General features: G+C 71.5%; 13 protein-coding genes and 1 pseudogene. 6 read left to right on the top strand and 8 right to left on the bottom strand.

Going from position 1 to position 16,881, the window contains the following annotated elements:
• Positions 1-11: 11 nt before the first annotated feature.
• From ACFCXS_RS04070 to ACFCXS_RS04045, 6 genes are all read right to left on the bottom strand, one after another.
• On the bottom strand, positions 12-1,022 hold the full coding sequence (locus ACFCXS_RS04070) for an ABC transporter ATP-binding protein (protein WP_376641533.1): 1,011 nt from the start codon (positions 1,020-1,022) through the stop codon (positions 12-14).
• Positions 1,019-2,110, bottom strand: coding sequence for an ABC transporter ATP-binding protein (locus ACFCXS_RS04065; RefSeq protein ID WP_376641532.1), 1,092 nt, complete (start codon positions 2,108-2,110; stop codon positions 1,019-1,021). Before ACFCXS_RS04065 ends, ACFCXS_RS04070 begins: the two co-directional genes overlap by 4 nt.
• Positions 2,107-3,018 carry an ABC transporter permease gene (locus tag ACFCXS_RS04060; protein WP_376641531.1) on the bottom strand — a complete coding sequence of 304 codons (912 nt, stop codon included), beginning with the start codon at positions 3,016-3,018 and terminating at the stop codon, positions 2,107-2,109. The genes ACFCXS_RS04065 and ACFCXS_RS04060 overlap by 4 nt, the downstream gene beginning before the upstream one ends.
• Positions 3,015-4,064, bottom strand: coding sequence for an ABC transporter permease (locus tag ACFCXS_RS04055; protein WP_376641530.1), 1,050 nt, complete (start codon positions 4,062-4,064; stop codon positions 3,015-3,017). The genes ACFCXS_RS04060 and ACFCXS_RS04055 overlap by 4 nt, the downstream gene beginning before the upstream one ends.
• A gap of 18 nt (positions 4,065-4,082) precedes the next feature.
• The gene (locus ACFCXS_RS04050) at positions 4,083-5,936 is read right to left on the bottom strand and encodes an ABC transporter substrate-binding protein (RefSeq protein WP_376641529.1); all 1,854 of its coding nucleotides are present in this window, start codon (positions 5,934-5,936) and stop codon (positions 4,083-4,085) included.
• Between the two features lie 296 nt (positions 5,937-6,232).
• Positions 6,233-9,418, bottom strand: a complete 3,186-nt coding sequence (locus ACFCXS_RS04045; protein ID WP_376641981.1) for an AAA family ATPase — start codon at positions 9,416-9,418, stop codon at positions 6,233-6,235.
• Between the two features lie 631 nt (positions 9,419-10,049).
• Between ACFCXS_RS04045 and ACFCXS_RS04040 the strand changes: the two genes are divergently transcribed.
• Positions 10,050-10,190: a hypothetical protein gene (locus ACFCXS_RS04040; RefSeq protein ID WP_376642000.1), complete on the top strand. Its 141-nt coding sequence runs from the start codon at positions 10,050-10,052 to the stop codon at positions 10,188-10,190.
• Positions 10,191-10,213: 23 nt separating this feature from the next.
• Here ACFCXS_RS04040 and ACFCXS_RS04035 read toward each other — a convergent pair.
• A pseudogene (locus tag ACFCXS_RS04035) lies at positions 10,214-10,327 on the bottom strand (hypothetical protein); the annotation flags it as partial.
• Between the two features lie 433 nt (positions 10,328-10,760).
• Positions 10,761-11,057, bottom strand: a complete 297-nt coding sequence (locus tag ACFCXS_RS04030) for a DUF397 domain-containing protein (RefSeq protein ID WP_376641528.1) — start codon at positions 11,055-11,057, stop codon at positions 10,761-10,763.
• 268 nt (positions 11,058-11,325) lie between these two features.
• On the opposite strand from ACFCXS_RS04030, the gene rpsO reads away from it, so the two are divergent.
• The 5 genes from rpsO (at position 11,326) to ACFCXS_RS04005 (ending at position 16,747) form a co-directional block, all read left to right on the top strand.
• The gene (rpsO, locus tag ACFCXS_RS04025; RefSeq protein WP_003993372.1) at positions 11,326-11,613 is read left to right on the top strand and encodes a 30S ribosomal protein S15; all 288 of its coding nucleotides are present in this window, start codon (positions 11,326-11,328) and stop codon (positions 11,611-11,613) included.
• Between the two features lie 291 nt (positions 11,614-11,904).
• Positions 11,905-14,121, top strand: coding sequence for a polyribonucleotide nucleotidyltransferase (locus ACFCXS_RS04020; protein WP_376641527.1), 2,217 nt, complete (start codon positions 11,905-11,907; stop codon positions 14,119-14,121).
• On the top strand, positions 14,118-15,497 hold the full coding sequence (locus tag ACFCXS_RS04015) for a M16 family metallopeptidase (RefSeq protein WP_376641526.1): 1,380 nt from the start codon (positions 14,118-14,120) through the stop codon (positions 15,495-15,497). Before ACFCXS_RS04020 ends, ACFCXS_RS04015 begins: the two co-directional genes overlap by 4 nt.
• Before the next feature lie 28 nt (positions 15,498-15,525).
• Positions 15,526-16,278 carry a 4-hydroxy-tetrahydrodipicolinate reductase gene (dapB, locus tag ACFCXS_RS04010; RefSeq protein WP_376641980.1) on the top strand — a complete coding sequence of 251 codons (753 nt, stop codon included), beginning with the start codon at positions 15,526-15,528 and terminating at the stop codon, positions 16,276-16,278.
• A 13-nt stretch (positions 16,279-16,291) separates the two neighbouring features.
• Positions 16,292-16,747 (top strand): hypothetical protein, encoded by a 456-nt coding sequence (locus ACFCXS_RS04005; protein ID WP_376641525.1) that lies wholly within the window; start codon positions 16,292-16,294, stop codon positions 16,745-16,747.
• Positions 16,748-16,881 lie beyond the last annotated feature (134 nt).

The raw sequence follows: 16,881 nt of genomic DNA, 5'->3' as shown, positions 1-16,881 counted from the left end.
CCCCGCGCCCCTCAGGGGCGAGGCCGAGCTGCCCAGTGACACGCCACCTGGGATTGCCCGCCCCCGCTCAGCACCTCCAGATCCTTGTTTCTGCAGGCGTCCGCCACGCCCGCCGCTTCCGCCTCGCCGCTCGCCAGAACCTGGCAACGGGCGTGGAAGCGGCAGCCGGACGGTACGCGCGAAGGGTCCGGGGGTTCTCCCTTGAGGACCACCGGGGCGCCGGGAGCCTCCGGGAGCACGGACAGCAGGGCCTGGGTGTAGGGATGCCTCGGTGCCGTCAGGACCTGTTCCACCGCGCCCGTCTCCACGATCCGGCCGAGGTACATCACGGCCACCCGGTCGGCGATGTTCCACGCCAGGCCCAGGTCGTGCGTGACGACCAGGGCGGACAGGCCCAGTTCGGTCCGCAGCCGTAGCAACAGGGCGAGGATCTCGCCGCGCACCGAGGCGTCGAGGGACGCCACCGGCTCGTCGGCGACGAGGAGTTCGGGTTCCAGGACCAGCGCGCCCGCGATGACCACCCGCTGGCGCTGTCCGCCGGACAGTTCGTGCGGGTAGCGCAGGAAGAAGCGCTCCGGGGGGCGCAGTCCGGCCCGGGACAGGGCCTCGGCGACCGCTGTCCGTTCGTCGCCGTCGTGGCCGTGGATGCGCAGGCCCTCGGCGACCGCGTCGTACACCGTGTGACGGGGGTTGAGGGAGCCGCTGGGGTCCTGGAGGACCAGCTGGACGCGTTTGCGGTACGCCTTGAGGGACCGGCCGGAGTACTCCATCGGGCGGCCGTCGAAGGTGACCCGGCCCGCCGTCGGTGGGACCAGGCCGAGGAGACTCCGGGCGAGGGTCGTCTTGCCGCAGCCGGACTCGCCGACCAGGGCGACGACCTCTCCGGGGCCGATGTCGAGGTCGACCCCGTCCACCGCCCGGGCCCGGGGGCCGCCGTGCCGTCCGGGGAAGGTGACGTGCAGGCCCCGGGCGCTCAGCAGCGGGACCGTGGTGACCTCGGGGGCCGTGGGGGACGTCGTCATGGCGTGCTGCGCCTCGCTTCCTCCAGGGCCTGCGGGCCCTCGGCCGACCGCTCCTCAAGGGTTCCCGGCCCGTCGGCCGGGTCCTTCCCCCGGTCCCCGGGTGCCGTCGTCGTGCGTTCTTCGCGGGCCTCGGCTCCCGGCGGCCCGACCAGCACACACGCCGCCCGTCGCTCCGGTCCCGCCGCGCGCAGCGCCGGGTCCTCCCCCGAACACGACTCCAGGGCCACCGGGCACCGGGGATGGAACGTGCACCCCGACGGCAGCGCGGCCGGGTCCGGAGGGTCGCCCGCGAGCCCCTGCGGGGCGAACCGGGACGCCGGGTCGCCGATCCGCGGGAACGCGGCCGACAGGGCCCGGGCGTACGGGTGCCGGGCGTCCTCGTACACCTGCCGGGCGGGTCCCTCCTCGACCACCCGCCCGGCGTACATCACCGCCAGCCGGTCGCAGGTGTCGGCGAGGACCGCCAGGTCGTGGCTGATCATGATCAGGCCGAGGTCCTGGTCCGCGACCAGCTGCTCGATGAGCCGGAGGATCTGGGCCTGGATCATCACGTCGAGGGCGGTGGTCGGCTCGTCGGCGATGACCAGCCGCGGGTCGCAGGCCAGTGCCATGGCGATCATGACGCGCTGGCGCTGGCCGCCGGACAGCTCGTGCGGGTAGGCGTCCGCGCGGGCGGCCGGCAGGCCGACCTGCTCCAGCAGCTCGCCGGTCTTCTTCTTCGCCCCGGCGGCAGTGGCCTTCCGGTGCAGCAGGATCGGCTCGGCGATCTGGTCGCCGATGCGGTGCACGGCGTTCAGGGAGTGCATCGCGCCCTGGAACACGACGGAGGCCCCGGCCCAGCGGACCGCCCGGACCCGGCCCCACTTCATGGCCAGCACGTCCTCGCCGTCGAGGAGCACCTCCCCGGTGATCCGGGCGCCCGCCGGGAGCAGCCGCAGCAGGGCCAGCGCCAGCGTCGACTTGCCGCAACCGGACTCGCCGGCCAGGCCGAGCTTGCGGCCCGCGTCCAGCCGCAGATCCACCCCGCGCACGGCGGCCGCCCCGCCCGCGTACGTCACGGTCAGGTTCCTGACGTCGAGCAGACTCAACGCGACACCCCCAGCCTGGGGTTGAGGACGGCCTCCACAGCCCGGCCGCACAGCGTGAACGCCAGCGCCACCACGGCGATGGCGATGCCCGGCGGCACCAGGTACCACCAGTCCCCGGCACTGACCGCGCCCGCCTCCCTCGCGTCCTGGAGCAGTCCGCCCCACGACACGACCGTGGGGTCGCCCAGGCCGAGGAAGGCGAGCGTCGCCTCGGCGAGGATGGCCGAGGAGATGATCAGGGTCGTCTGGGCCAGCACCAGCGGCATCACGTTCGGCAGCACGTGCCGGGACATGATGTGCCAGTGGCCCCCGCCGAGCGCCTGCGCCCGCTCGATGTACGGCCGGGTCTCCACCGCGAGGGTCTGGGCGCGCACCAGCCGGGCCGTGGTCGGCCAGGTGGTCACGCCGATCGCCACGACGGTCGTGGTCAGCGAACGGGACATCACGGTCGCCAGGGCGATCGCGAGCACCAGCGTCGGCATGACCAGGAACCAGTCGGTGATCCGCATCATCACCGTCGCGTACCAGCCCCTGAAGTGCCCCGCCGTCACCCCGATCAGGGTGCCGATCGCCACCGACAGCACCGCCGCGAGCAGCCCGACCAGCAGCGACACCCGCGAACCCCAGATCACCAGGCCCAGCAGGTCACGCCCGAACTGGTCGGTGCCGAGCGGGAACTCGGTGCTCGGGCTCTGCATCGGACGCCCCGGAGCGTCGGTCACGCTGCTCACGTCGGAGCCGACGAACAGCGGCGCGAACAGCGCCAGCAGCGCGCACAGCGACAGCGCGGTCAGCCCGTACAGCCCCGCGCGCTCGGAGCGGTACTGCCGCCAGAAGCGGGACACGGAGGCCCTGCGTCGCTGCCGGGCCAGGGCGCGCGGGCTCGGGGCCGTCTCGGTCGTCGTCATCGGGCCACCCGGGGGTCCAGCAGCGGATAGACCAGGTCGGCGAGGGTGTTCATCAGGATCACCGCGGCGGCGAACACGAAGAACAGGCCCTGCACCAAGGGCAGATCGGGCACGCTCAGCGCCTGGTAGAACAGCCCGCCGAGCCCCGGCCAGGAGAACACCGTCTCCACGAGGATCACGCCCGCCACCGTCCGGCCGAGGTTGATGAAGATCAGGGTCACGGTCGGCAGCAGCGCGTTCGGCACGGCGTGCCGACGGCGTACGAGGTCGTCGCGCAGCCCCTTGGCCCGCGCGGTCGTCAGATAGTCGCTGCCCATCTCGTCCAGCAGCGCCGACCGCGTGACCAGCAGCGTCTGCCCGTACTCCACCGCCACCAGCGTCACCACCGGCAGCACCAGATGGTGCGCCACGTCCAGGACGTGGGCGAAACCCTGCTCGCCGCCCGACTCCATGCCGCCGGTCGGGAACATGCCGGGCAGCGGGCCGATGCCCACCGACAGCACGATGATCAGCAGCAGCCCCAGCCAGAAGGACGGGATGGAGTACAGCGTCAGCGCGAGGCCCGTGTTGAGGCGGTCGCCCAGCCTGCCGTGCCGCCACGCGGAGCGGGTGCCGAGGAAGATGCCCAGTGCCGTGTAGAGGACGAAGGCCGTCCCCGTGAGCAGCAGGGTGTTCGGCAGTGCCTCGGTGATCTTGTCGATGACGGGGGCCCGGAACTGGTACGACGTCCCGAAGTCACCCGTGAGCGCCTTGCCGCAGTAGTCGGTGAACTGCTGCCACAACGGCAGATCGAGCCCGAACTCCTCGCGATAGGCGGCCAGCTGCTCCGCCGACACCTGACGGCCGCCCGTCATGGTCTTCACCGGGTCGCCGGGGATCAGCCGGAAGAGGAAGAAGCTGGTCACGAGGACGGCCAGCAGCGACACGGCGGCACCGGCCAGCTTGCCCGCCAGGTACCGCGGGTACGCGGAGCTCTTGCGCACCCGTGGGCCTGCCGCCGTCCGCTGCTCGTCCTCGACCAGCGCGGGGGTCGCGTCAGCGGTCATGAGTACCCGCTCGCCGCTTCACTCGCGCTCCTCGGCGGTGGCCCGCCGCCGCATCGCCGCGAAGACGCCGAGCCCGCCGAGGACCACGACACCCGCGACGATCCCGACCACGACACCCGTCGAGGACGCGGTGTCGGAGGAGCCGCCGGAGTCCGCGGGGACCGCCGACCACCAGCTCCAGTAGCCGTCCTGGCCGTAGATGTTGCCCGCCTTCGCCGGCATGGTCGTGATCGACTTGATCTGGTCCGTCCGGAAGGCCTCGACCGCGTTCGGATACGCCATGACGTTCATGTACCCGAGGTCGTACAGCCGCGACTCCATCTGCTTGACGATGTCCGCCCGTTTGGCGGGGTCGTACTCGGTGAGCTGCCGGGCGTAGAGCTCGTCGTACTTCTTGTCGCAGATGAAGTTGTCCGTCGCGCCCGTGTCCTTCGGGGTCGCCGGCAGCGCACCACAGGTGTGGATGGACAGCACGAAGTCCGGGTCCGGGTTCACCGACCAGCCGTCGAACGCCAGGTCGTACTTGCCGGCCAGCCACGGGTCGGTCACGTTGTCCAGGCAGTCGAGCCGGACGCCGATGCCGAGCTCGCCCCACCACTCCTGGAGGTACTTGCCGACCGCCTTGTCGTTGGGGTCGGTGGCGTGGCACAGCACGCGGTAGGTGATGGGCTTGCCGTCCTTGCCGACGCGCTTGCCGTCGCCGTTCTTCTTGTACCCGGCCTGGTCGAGCAGCCGCGCCGCCTCGGCCGGGTCGTACGCCAGCTTCCGGTCCGCGGAGGGCTTCCAGAAGTAGTCCTGGAAGCGCGGCGGGATGTAGCCCTCACCCTCGACGGCGTGGCCCCGGAACACCTTGTCGATGATGGCCTCGCGGTCCACGGCCCGGAACAGCGCGTTGCGCACCCGCTGATCCAGCAGGGAGGGGTGGCCGTCGCCGAACTTCTCGCCGTTCTTGGCCCTCGCGCCCGGGTTGGTGGCGAGGGCGTAGAAACGGCGGCCGGGAGCGTCGTTGACCTGGATGTCGTCCGCGCCCTTCAGCGACTCCGCCTGAGCGGGCGTCAGGGACGGGGACCCGGCGACGAAGGACACCTCGCCCTTGCGCAGCGCCGACACGGCCGCGTCCTGGTCCTTGTAGTAGCGGAAGACCAGCTCGTCGAACTTCGGCGACCCGCGCCAGAAGCTCTTGTTCGCCTTGAGCCGGACGTAGCTGTCGGCCTTGTAGCCGCTCAGCACGAACGGCCCGTTCCCCACTACGGGGAAGGTCTTGTCGTTGTTGAACTCGGAGAAGTCCGAGACCTTCTCCCACACGTGCTTGGGCACGATCGGCACGTCCAGCGCGGCCATCGTGGCCTGCGGCTTCTTCAGCTCGATGACCAGCTTGGTGGGGCTGGGCGCGGTCACCTTCCTGAAGTTGCCGACGTAGCTGCCGTTCGCCGTGGCCGCGCCGGTGTCGGTCATCATCTTGTTGAACGTCCACGCCGCGTCCTCGGCGGTGGCCTGCTCGCCGTCCGACCACGTGGAGTTGTCGCGGATCGTGTAGGTCCAGGTCAGCTTGTCCGGCGACGGCTCCCACTTGGTGGCCAGGCCCGCGATGGCGCGGTTGTCCTTGGGGTCGTAGTTCGTCAGGTACTCGTACATGAGCCGGTGGATGCTCGTACTGAGCAGCCGGACCGCCAGGAACGGGCTGAGCGAGTCCACGCTCTGCGCCACGGCGACGGTCAGCACCTTCTTGCCGTCGTCGGCCGCCCGGGCCTGCTGGGGCGCCGGGGCGAGCGGGGTCGCGAGACCGGCGGTGAGGGTGAGCGCGGCCGCCCCGGCCAGGGCGACGAGCCGGAGGCCGTTCGGGAGGCTGCGTTTCTGATCGTTCGTGCCCATGGTCGGACCTCGCGTCATCGCTCGGACGGGAAGGACGGGTTGATCAGCTGTCAGATGCGTGATGTGTGTGTACCAGCGGCCCTCTTCACCGTCAACGGCGCATTCACCCCTTGTGGCCTGCGGAAATAACGAATTGGCGAGCTTTCCGCACCCATTGGTCGAGACCACTGACGCGCCCCTGGCCAGGGCCTGGCAACGGAATTCGTCCCTGAACGCGCCGAGGCCCGCGCCGGGGAGAAGCGGCGCGGGCCGAAATGGCGATCGGCCCCTGAGAAGGGGCCGATCGGGTGAGGCGACTACTGCGTCGGAGGCGGCGGCGGGGTCTGCCCGTCCGGCTGGGCCGGGTGGCCCGGCTGCCCGGGCTGCCCCGGCTGGGGGTAGCCGTAGCCAGGCTGCCCGGCCTGGGGGTAGCCGTAGCCCGGCTGCGGGGGAGCGGCCGGGGGCTGACCGGGCTGGGGGTACGGCTGGCCGGGGTGGGCCGCCGGCTGCCCGGGCTGCTCAGGCTGTCCCGGCTGCCCGGGGTGCGGGTAGGGCGGCTGGCCGGCTGCCTGCGGGTACGGCTGCCCGGGCTGGGCCGGGGGCTGCCCGGGCTGGGCATAGGGCTGGCCGGGCTGCGGGTACGGCTGCCCTGGCTGGGCGTACGGCTGCCCGGGCTGCGGCTGCGGCGGCTGGGGCGGGTACGCGCCTGGCTGGCCGGGGATTTGCTGGCCGGAGTACGGAGGCTGACCCGGCTGGGGAGAGGGCTGCCCGGGCTGCGGCTGCTGCGGGTACGGGCCCGGCTGGCCGGGAGCCGGCTGCTGCTGACCGGGGTAGGGAGGCTGTCCCGGCTGGGCGTAGGGCTGACCCGGCACGGCCTGACCGGGCAGCGGCGGCGCCGCGACCGGCGGCGGGTTGCCGTCGGAGGTCCACAGACCGTGCGCCTGCTGGTGGCGGACGAAATCCTCGGCGATCATCGCGGCGAGGTTGAAGTACGCCTCCCGCACCTTCGGCCGCATCATGTCGAGATCGACCTCGGCACCGGCGGCCAGATGCTCGTCGAAGGGCACGACGACGACACCCCGGCAGCGCGTCTCGAAGTGCGACACGATGTCCTCGACCTTGATCATCTTGCCGGTCTCGCGGACCCCGGAGATGACGGTGAGGGACCGTGAGACGAGGTCGGCGTACCCGTGCGCGGACAGCCAGTCCAGCGTCGTGCTCGCGCTGCTCGCACCGTCCACGGACGGCGTCGAGATGATGATGAGCTGGTCGGCGAGGTCCAGCACACCGCGCATGGCGCTGTACAGCAGACCGGTACCGGAGTCGGTGAGGATCACCGGGTACTGCTTGCCCAGCACGTCGATCGCGCGCCGGTAGTCCTCGTCGTTGAAGGTCGTGGACACGGCGGGGTCGACGTCGTTGGCGATGATCTCCAGGCCGGAGGGCGCCTGCGACGTGAACCGGCGGATGTCCATGTACGAGTTGAGGTACGGGATCGCCTGGACGAGGTCACGGATGGTGGCCCCGGTCTCCCGCCGTACCCGGCGCCCGAGGGTGCCCGCGTCCGGGTTGGCGTCGATCGCGAGGATCTTGTCCTGCCGCTCGGTGGCGAGCGTGGAGCCGAGCGCGGTGGTCGTGGTCGTCTTGCCGACACCGCCCTTGAGGCTGATCACCGCGATCCGGTAGCAGGACAGCACGGGCGTACGGATCAGGTCGAGCTTGCGCTGCCGCTCGGCCTCCTCCTTCTTGCCGCCGATCTTGAACCGCCCGCCACCGGCCGCCGGACGGCTGCTCTTAGCCTTCTGCTTCTTGCTGTTGAGCAGCCGGTCGGACGACAGCTCCACGGCAGCGGTGTAACCGAGCGGCGCGGCCCCGGGGTTGGTCGGCTGCCGCTGGTCGTGCTGCATGGGCTGCGGCCAGGCGGCGCCGGTACGAGGGTCGACGGGCTGCTGCGGCTGCCCCGACGCGTCGGGCTGCGGGGAGTGGCCTTCGGGCTGGGGCTGGGGCTGGGGCTGGGCCTGCGGGGGAATGTGAGGCTGCGGCGGGTCCTGCTGGTGCGGCGGCTGGGCACCGGGGTGCGGGAAGCCGTAGGCGCTCTCGGGGGTGGGAGGGGTGCCCTGTTGGGGGAAGCCGTAGCTGCCCTGGGGATTGGGTACGGCCGGGGTCGGTGCGCCGGGGTGCGGGAAGCCGTAGGAGCCCTGCGGAGCGGGCGTGGGGGCCGGCGCGCTCTGGGGCTGCTGAACCGGAGGCTGCTGGGGGCCCGGGGCCGGAGCGCCCGGCTGCGGGAAGCCGTAACCGCCTTGCGGAGCGGGCGGGGTGGTGGGCGGAGTGCCTTGCTGGGGGAAGCCGTAGCCGCCCTGGGGGCCGGGTGCGGCCGGGGTGGGCGCGCCGGGGTGCGGGAAGCCGTAGGCGCCTTGCGGAGCGGGCGGGGCAGTGGGCGGGGTGCCCTGCTGCGGGAAGCCGTAGCCGCCGGGCTGCGGTGTGGGCTGCGCGGGCTGCTGGTCGGGCGGCGTCGGCGCGGCAGGCTGGTGCCACGCGGCGGGCGCGGGCTGCGGCGCCTGCGGCTGGAACGGCGGCTGCTGTGCGGAGGGCTGCTGCGGCACTTGGGGCTGTCCCTGTGCGGCCGCCGGCTGCGGCTGGGCGGGCGCGTTCGGGTCCGAGGGCTGCGTCGGCTGCTGCGGCTGGGCGGGCCACTCGCTCGCCGGGGCCGGAGCGGCCGGCTGGTACGACGGCGGCAGCGGCGGCATGCCCGGCGGGGGCGGGGGAGTGACGTCGGACGGCGTGCTGTGGGGGACGTCGGGGGCTGCCGGGGCGGCCGGTACGGCGTCCGCGGGCTCACTCTGTGCGGGCGCGTGGTCGGCGGGGGGCGCGTCGGCCGGCTCGGCAACGGGCGCCACCGAGTCCTCGTCCTCGTGCGCGGCCCCGGCCGCCGGTACCGCGTCCACAGGCTCGTCGAAGCTGGGCATGGCGGGCTCGGGCTGTGCGTCTTCCGGCTGCGCGTCCTCGGACTTCGGGTCCTCGGACTCGGTGTCCGCGCGCTGCCCGTCCTCGGTCTGTGCCTGTTCGGCCTCGGTTTGGCCGGCGTCGGCGTCCGAGGACTCCGCGTCTTCCCACTCGGCGGCGTCCTGGGGCTCGGTGTCCTCGGCCTCAGCGACTGCGGGCGCTGCGACCTGCGGCTCCAAGGCCTCGTCAGGGGCTGCATCCTCCGCTTCCGCCCGCGTGTTCTCCGACTCGGCCTCGTCGACGGGCGGCACGTCGGTGAAGGAGTCCACGTCCAGCGCGTAATCCGAAACCACGGCGGAGTCGTCCACCTGCACACCGGGCGTGCCGTCCTCCGCGCCCTCGGCACGAACACCGTCACCGGCTTCGCCGGCGTCCTTCGCCTCGGTGATGTCGGGGGCGTCGGTGTCTTCGGGCCCTTCCGGAGCGTCGGGCGTGGAGGCCGCCTCCGCAGCGGCACGCTCCTCGATCTCCCGCTTCAGCGCGACGGCGGAGAAGCGCATGGTCGCACCGCTCTCCAGATCGCCGTTCTCCGGCTCCGCGGCATCACCGGAAGCCGCCGCAGCCGAAGCTTCGGGGGTACTCGCAGCCTGGGGAGCACTCGAAGCCTCGGGAGTGGCCGAAGGTGCCGGAGCGAAGGGCGGAGTCGCGGGAGCAGCAGGCGGAGTCGCCGGGGTCTCGGGAACGGCCGGGGCCTGCGGCGACGCCGGCGGCGTCCACTGCGACCGGTACCCGCCGACGGGGATGTGCGGCACGGCCGTAGGGGAGGCAGCGTCCGGCGCGGGATCTCCCGCGGGCGCCTCGGCCTGCCCCGAAGACCGGTCCTCGTGCGACGGCCCCTGCGGCTCGAACCCGCTCCCCATCGGAAGCCTGGGCACGGCCGAAGGCCCCCCCGAAGAAGGCGCGGGCGGCGCCGGAGGCGCGAAAGGCGCACCCGGCGCGGGCGCGGGAGGCGTGAACGGGGCGCCCGGAGTGGGAGCCGGCGCGGGAGGAGTGAAGGGCGCCCCGGGCGCCGGAGCCGGTGCAGAGTTCTGCCCCGGCAGCGAGGTCGGCAGGGACGAAGGCCCACCGCCAGGATTGGCGTGCGCCGGCCGGGTCAGCCCGGGCAGCGGCGGCACGGGCCCCTTCGGCCCGGTGGGACCACCAGGCACACCGGAAGCCCCCGGCCCGGAACCGGGCGCCCCCGAGGCGCTGGAGTCCTCGGACGCCCCCGCCCCCTGCCCCGAGGACGAACTCCCCGAGGCGTTCTGCGTGTACCAGGCGGGCGGGGCGTAGTCGATGGTGAACTCGCCCGTCATCTCCGATGCGGACTCCGCGTCGGGCTGGTCATCGCCGGGTGTCGCCCAGCCCCCGCGGATCCCGTCCCGATCGCTGCTCACAGTGTTCCTCCTGGTGTGGTCGAGCACCCTCATGCCGTGCTGGGGCGACCCTTGCTTGTCGTCCGACGTCGTACGCAGTCGTGCGACGTCGTTTGCGGCGTATCGAGGGTCGTCCGAGGTCGTCCGCTCCACAGGCTCCCCCGCCTTCCCCCTGGGACGCCGACGCCTACCACGGGTTCTGACGGCGCGCCCTCTCCCAGCCTAATCACCACAAGGCCCGCCCCGGCAGGCCCGTCCGCCCCCGAGCAGCTGTCCGTCGCGTCACAACCTGCCCAGAAGGTGCCCGGAAGTGACGTATACGGCACGCACTTCGGTGAAGAAAAAGGGCGATGCATGTGAAGAGTCGTGAACCACCTTGCGCAGCGGCCGCCTTGAGGTCACGAGAACGCGGTCTCCTTGACGCGCGGGAGACATGAGAAGAGGGGCGGCCGTTCGCCGGCGCGCCCCTCTTCGTCCACCACGATCCCTACCGCCCGGCTTCGAGCCCCCCGGTGTGCGCCCCCGGCTCCAGATCGAACTCCCCGTCCCGAGCCCCCAGCACGAACGCCCGCCACTCCGCCTCCGTGTAGCGCAGCACCGTGTCCGGGTCGAGCGAGGACCGCATCGCCACGGCCCCCTCGGGCAGGTAGGCGATCTCGACCCGCTCCTCGTGCGCCTCGGTGCCCGGCGCGCTGTGCCACTCGACACCGGAGATGTCGAGGGCGTAGAGCTCGTCCCGCTCCCGCTCCTTGCGTGCCTTGATCTCCTCAGCCGTCTCCGCCATGCCGCAGCGACCCCTTCCCGACGTACGAACGATCCGAATCTGCTCACCCTAGTGGCCCCCTCCGCTCCGGCCCGGAGGTTCGCGAGACCAGGGCAAAGGGGACCCCGCTCGCCTGGTACCCTGGTCGACGGCCGTTTGTGTACGCACCCCCGGAGCCCAGCGCTCTGGAGGCCGCGCTCAGCGGATCCCCGCCTTCCGAGTCATGGAAGCTCCCCCGAGACACAGACCGGGGGCACTCGGTGGCCACCACAGACTACGAGGAGTACGCGTGCCGCTCGACGCCGCTACGAAGAAGCAGATCATCACCGAGTTCGGCCAGAAGGAGGGCGACACCGGCTCCCCCGAGGTCCAGGTCGCCATGCTCTCGCGCCGCATCTCGGACCTGACCGAGCACCTCAAGACCCACAAGCACGACCACCACTCCCGCCGTGGTCTGCTGATCCTCGTGGGTCAGCGTCGCCGCCTTCTCCAGTACCTGGCGAAGAAGGACATCCAGCGCTTCCGTGCGCTGGTCGACCGCCTCGGCATCCGCCGCGGTGCGGCGGGCGCCAAGTAAGACGCCGTGAGGGGAGCGGTTCCCGAAGGAAAGGGGACCGCTCCCTTTGCTGTACGTGCGGAGTGTCACCACTGCTTTGTAGTGTGGTAGCACAACGCAATACGGACGACACAGCACAACAAGAAGAGGAGAGGCGCACCTAGCCGCCGCCGGTCCTCGGTAGTGGCCCCCGGGGGAAGTGAATCCCGGGTGCTTCGATCGAAGACCGGCCCGCACAGCCCGGAGCGCTTCTCCGCGACCGTCCCCCTGCCACACGGGCAGCGACGGGACGAAGACGAGGAGATAACGCTAGTGGAGAACGAGACCCACTACGCCGAGGCCGTCATCGACAACGGCGCCTTCGGTACCCGCACCATCCGCTTCGAGACGGGCCGCCTGGCCAAGCAGGCCGCCGGCTCCGCCGTGGCGTACCTGGACGACGACACCATGGTGCTGTCGGCCACCACCGCCTCCAAGAACCCCAAGGACCAGCTCGACTTCTTCCCCCTCACGGTGGACGTCGAGGAGCGGATGTACGCCGCCGGCAAGATCCCCGGCAGCTTCTTCCGCCGTGAGGGCCGTCCCTCCGAGGACGCCATCCTCACGTGCCGCCTGATCGACCGCCCGCTGCGCCCCTCCTTCAAGAAGGGCCTGCGCAACGAGATCCAGGTCGTCGCCACGATCATGGCGCTCAACCCCGACCACCTGTACGACGTCGTCGCGATCAACGCCGCGTCCGCGTCCACGCAGCTGGCCGGCCTGCCCTTCTCCGGCCCGATCGGCGGCGTCCGCGTCGCGCTGATCCGCGGCCAGTGGGTGGCCTTCCCGACGCACACCGAGCTCGAGGACGCCGCGTTCGACATGGTCGTCGCGGGCCGCGTCCTGGAGGACGGCGACGTCGCGATCATGATGGTCGAGGCCGAGGCCACCGAGAAGACCATCAAGCTGGTCGAGGGCGGCGCCGAGGCGCCGACCGAGGAGGTCGTCGCCGCCGGTCTCGAGGCCGCGAAGCCCTTCATCAAGGTCCTCTGCAAGGCCCAGTCGGACCTCGCCGCCAAGGCCGCCAAGCCCACCGGCGAGTTCCCGATCTTCCTCGACCACCAGGACGACGTCCTGGAGGCGCTCACCGCCGCCGTCCGCCCGGAGCTCGCCTCCGCGCTGACCATCGCCGGCAAGCAGGAGCGCGAGGCCGAGCTCGACCGCGTCAAGGGTCTCGCCGCCGAGAAGCTCCTGCCGGAGTTCGAGGGCCGCGAGAAGGAGATCTCCGCCGCGTACCGCTCGCTGACCAAGACCCTGGTCCGTGAGCGCGTCATCAAGGAGAAGAAGCGCATCGACGGCCGCGGTGTCACCGACATCCGCACCCTTGCCGCCGAGGTCGAGGCCATCCCGCGGGTCCACGGCTCCGCGGTGTTCGAGCGTGGCGAGACCCAGATCCTGGGCGTCACCACCCTGAACATGCTCCGCATGGAGCAGCAGCTGGACACCCTCTCCCCGGTGACCCGCAAGCGCTACATGCACAACTACAACTTCCCGCCGTACTCCACCGGCGAGACCGGCCGCGTCGGCTCCCCGAAGCGCCGCGAGATCGGCCACGGCGCCCTCGCCGAGCGCGCTCTCGTGCCGGTCCTGCCGACGCGCGAGGAGTTCCCCTACGCGATCCGCCAGGTCTCCGAGGCGCTGAGCTCCAACGGCTCGACGTCCATGGGCTCGGTCTGCGCCTCCACCATGTCGCTGCTGAACGCCGGTGTGCCGCTGAAGGCCCCCGTCGCCGGTATCGCCATGGGCCTGATCTCCCAGGAGATCGAGGGCGAGACGCACTACGTCACCCTCACCGACATCCTCGGTGCGGAGGACGCCTTCGGCGACATGGACTTCAAGGTCGCCGGCACGAAGGACTTCGTGACCGCCCTCCAGCTCGACACCAAGCTGGACGGCATCCCGGCCTCCGTCCTGGCCGCGGCCCTCAAGCAGGCCCGTGACGCCCGCCTCCACATCCTCGACGTGATGATGGAAGCGATCGACACGCCGGACGAGATGTCCCCGAACGCCCCGCGGATCATCACCGTCAAGATCCCCGTGGACAAGATCGGCGAGGTCATCGGCCCCAAGGGCAAGATGATCAACCAGATCCAGGAGGACACCGGCGCCGAGATCACGATCGAGGACGACGGCACCATCTACATCGGTGCCGCCGACGGCCCGGCCGCCGAGGCCGCCCGCTCCACGATCAACGGCATCGCCAACCCGACGATGCCCGAGGTCGGCGAGCGCTACCTGGGCACGGTCGTGAAGACGACCACCTTCGGCGCCTTCGTCTCCCTGCTGCCCGGCAAGGACGGCCTGCTGCACATCTCGCAGATCCGCAAGCTCGCCGGCGGCAAGCGCGTGGAGAACGTCGAGGACGTGCTCGGCGTGGGCGCCAAGGTCCAGGTCGAGATCGCCGAGATCGACTCCCGCGGCAAGCTCTCCCTGATCCCGGTCATCGAGGGCGAAGACGGCGACGAGAAGAAGGACGACGGCGACAAGTGACGTCCCGCGGCTTCCAGGCGACGGCCCGCACCTCCTCGGAGGCGCGGGCCGTCGCCCGTACCCAAACCCTGATCAAGGGTGAGAACGGCATCGGCACGGTCCGCAAGACCACCCTCCCCGGCGGTCTGCGCATCGTCACCGAGACCCAGCCCTCGGTCCGCTCCGCGACCTTCGGCATCTGGGCGCACGTCGGCTCCCGCGACGAGACGCCCGCCCTGAACGGCGCCACGCACTACCTGGAGCACCTGCTCTTCAAGGGCACCGGCCGCCGGTCGGCCCTCGACATCTCCGCCGCGCTCGACGCGGTCGGCGGCGAGATGAACGCCTTCACGGCCAAGGAGTACACGTGCTACTACGCACGGGTGCTCGACAACGACCTGCCGCTGGCCATCGACGTCGTGTGCGACATGCTGACCGGCTCGCTCATCCGCGAGGACGACGTCGACGTCGAGCGGGGCGCGATCCTCGAAGAGATCGCCATGACCGAGGACGACCCGGGCGACTGCGTGCACGACCTGTTCGCGCACACGATGTTCGGTGACAACCCCCTCGGCCGCCCGGTCCTCGGCACGGTCGACACGGTCAACGCCCTCACCGCCGACCGCATCCGCCGCTTCTACAAGAAGCACTACGACCCGACCCACCTGGTCGTCGCCTGCGCCGGCAACATCGACCACGCCAAGGTCGTACGGCAGGTCCGCAGCGCCTTCGAGAAGGCGGGTGCCTTCAAGGAGCCGGCCGCCGACCCGGTCGCTCCGCGCAGCGGCACGCGCGCCCTGCGCACCGCGGGCCGCGTCGAGCTGATCGACCGCAAGACCGAGCAGGCGCACGTCGTGCTCGGCATGCCGGGCCTGTCCCGCACGGACGAGCGCCGCTGGGCCCTGGGCGTGCTGAACACCGCCCTCGGCGGCGGCATGTCCTCCCGCCTCTTCCAGGAGGTCCGCGAGAAGCGCGGCCTGGCCTACAGCGTGTACTCGTACACCTCCGGCTTCGCCGACTGCGGCCTGTTCGGCGTCTACGCCGGCTGCCGGCCCTCGCAGGTGCACGACGTGCTGAAGATCTGCCGCGACGAGCTCGACCAGGTCGCCCGGCACGGCCTCTCGGACGACGAGATAGGGCGTGCGATCGGTCAGCTCCAGGGGTCCACGGTCCTCGGCCTGGAGGACACCGGCGCGCTGATGAACCGTATCGGCAAGAGCGAGCTGTGCTGGGGCGAGCAGATGTCCGTCGACGACATGCTCTCCCGGATCGCTTCGGTCACCCCGGACGACGTCCGCGAGGTCGCCCGCGAGATCCTGGGACGGCGGCCCTCCCTGTCGGTCATCGGCCCGCTGAAGGACAAACAGGCGACCCGCCTCAACGACGCCGTCGCCTGACAATCCCCTGGTGAAGGAAGCACAAGAGATGAGCAAGCTGCGCGTGGCGATCCTCGGCGCCAAGGGCCGGATCGGCTCGGAAGCCGTCCGGGCCGTCGAAGCCGCCGAGGACATGGAACTGGTCGCCGCCCTCGGCCGGGGCGACGAGCTGGAGACGCTGACCGAATCCGGCGCCCAGGTCGCGGTCGAACTGACCACGCCCGACTCGGTCATGGCCAACCTCGACTTCTGCGTGGGTCACGGCATCCACGCGGTCGTCGGCACGACCGGCTGGACCGACGAGCGCCTCGCACAGCTGAACGGCTGGCTGTCCGCCTCCCCGGAGACGGGCGTGCTCATCGCGCCGAACTTCTCCATCGGCGCCGTCCTCACCATGAAGTTCGCGCAGATCGCGGCACCGTACTTCGAGTCGGTGGAGGTCATCGAGCTCCACCACCCGAAGAAGGTCGACGCCCCGTCGGGCACCGCCACGCGCACGGCCCAGCTCATCGCGTCGGCTCGTGCCGAGGCGGGTGCGGCCCCGGCGCCCGACGCCACGGAGACGGCCCTCGACGGAGCGCGGGGCGCGGACGTCGACGGCATCCCCGTGCACTCCGTCCGGCTGCGCGGCCTGCTGGCCCACCAGGAGGTCCTGCTCGGCGCCGAGGGCGAGACCCTCACCGTCCGGCACGACTCGCTCCACCACAGCAGCTTCATGCCGGGCATCCTGCTCGGCGCCCGCCGCGTGGTGAGCACCCCGGGCCTGACGTTCGGCCTGGAACACTTCCTGGACCTGAACTGAGCCCCTGACCGTCATGCGCGCGAAGCTCACCTACGCCCTCACCGCCGCCGTCCTGGTCGTCTACTTCGTCCTGGTCGGCAGCCGCGGCGTCCTGCTCATCGAGATCGGCACGCCCCTCACCGTCACCTTCGGTGTCGCCGTGCTGATCCTGCCGGTCATCGGCATGTGGTTCCTGTGGAAGAACACGCAGTTCGCCCGCAGGGCCGATCAACTCGCCGCCGAACTCGACGCCGAGGGCGGTCTGCCCGTCGACGAACTGCGGCGCACCCCCAGCGGGCGCATCGACCGCGACTCGGCCGACGAGGTCTTCGCCAGGCGCAAGGCCGAGACGGAGGACGCCCCCGACGACTGGCGCACCTGGTTCCGCCTCGCCGTCGCCTACCACGACGCCCGTGACACCCCGCGCGCCCGCAAGGCGATGCAGCGCGCCATCGCCCTGCACGACGGCAAGCAGCCGGAAGCAGCTTGAACCTCTGCCCGCCCATGACAGCGGCTGGTAGGGCTGCCCACTCATGACGGAGGGGCCGGACCGTGAAAAACCGACCGCCCCCCCCGCCAGATCCAAAAAAGGGACAAACCAAAATAAAACAAGCGAAAAAAGTA

It is taken from the genome of Streptomyces sp. NPDC056373 (assembly GCF_042262425.1).
Taxonomy (GTDB): Bacteria; Actinomycetota; Actinomycetes; order Streptomycetales; family Streptomycetaceae; genus Streptomyces.
The sequence above is the reverse complement of the archived record's forward strand: the minus strand, read 5'-3'. Positions and strand labels throughout refer to the sequence as shown.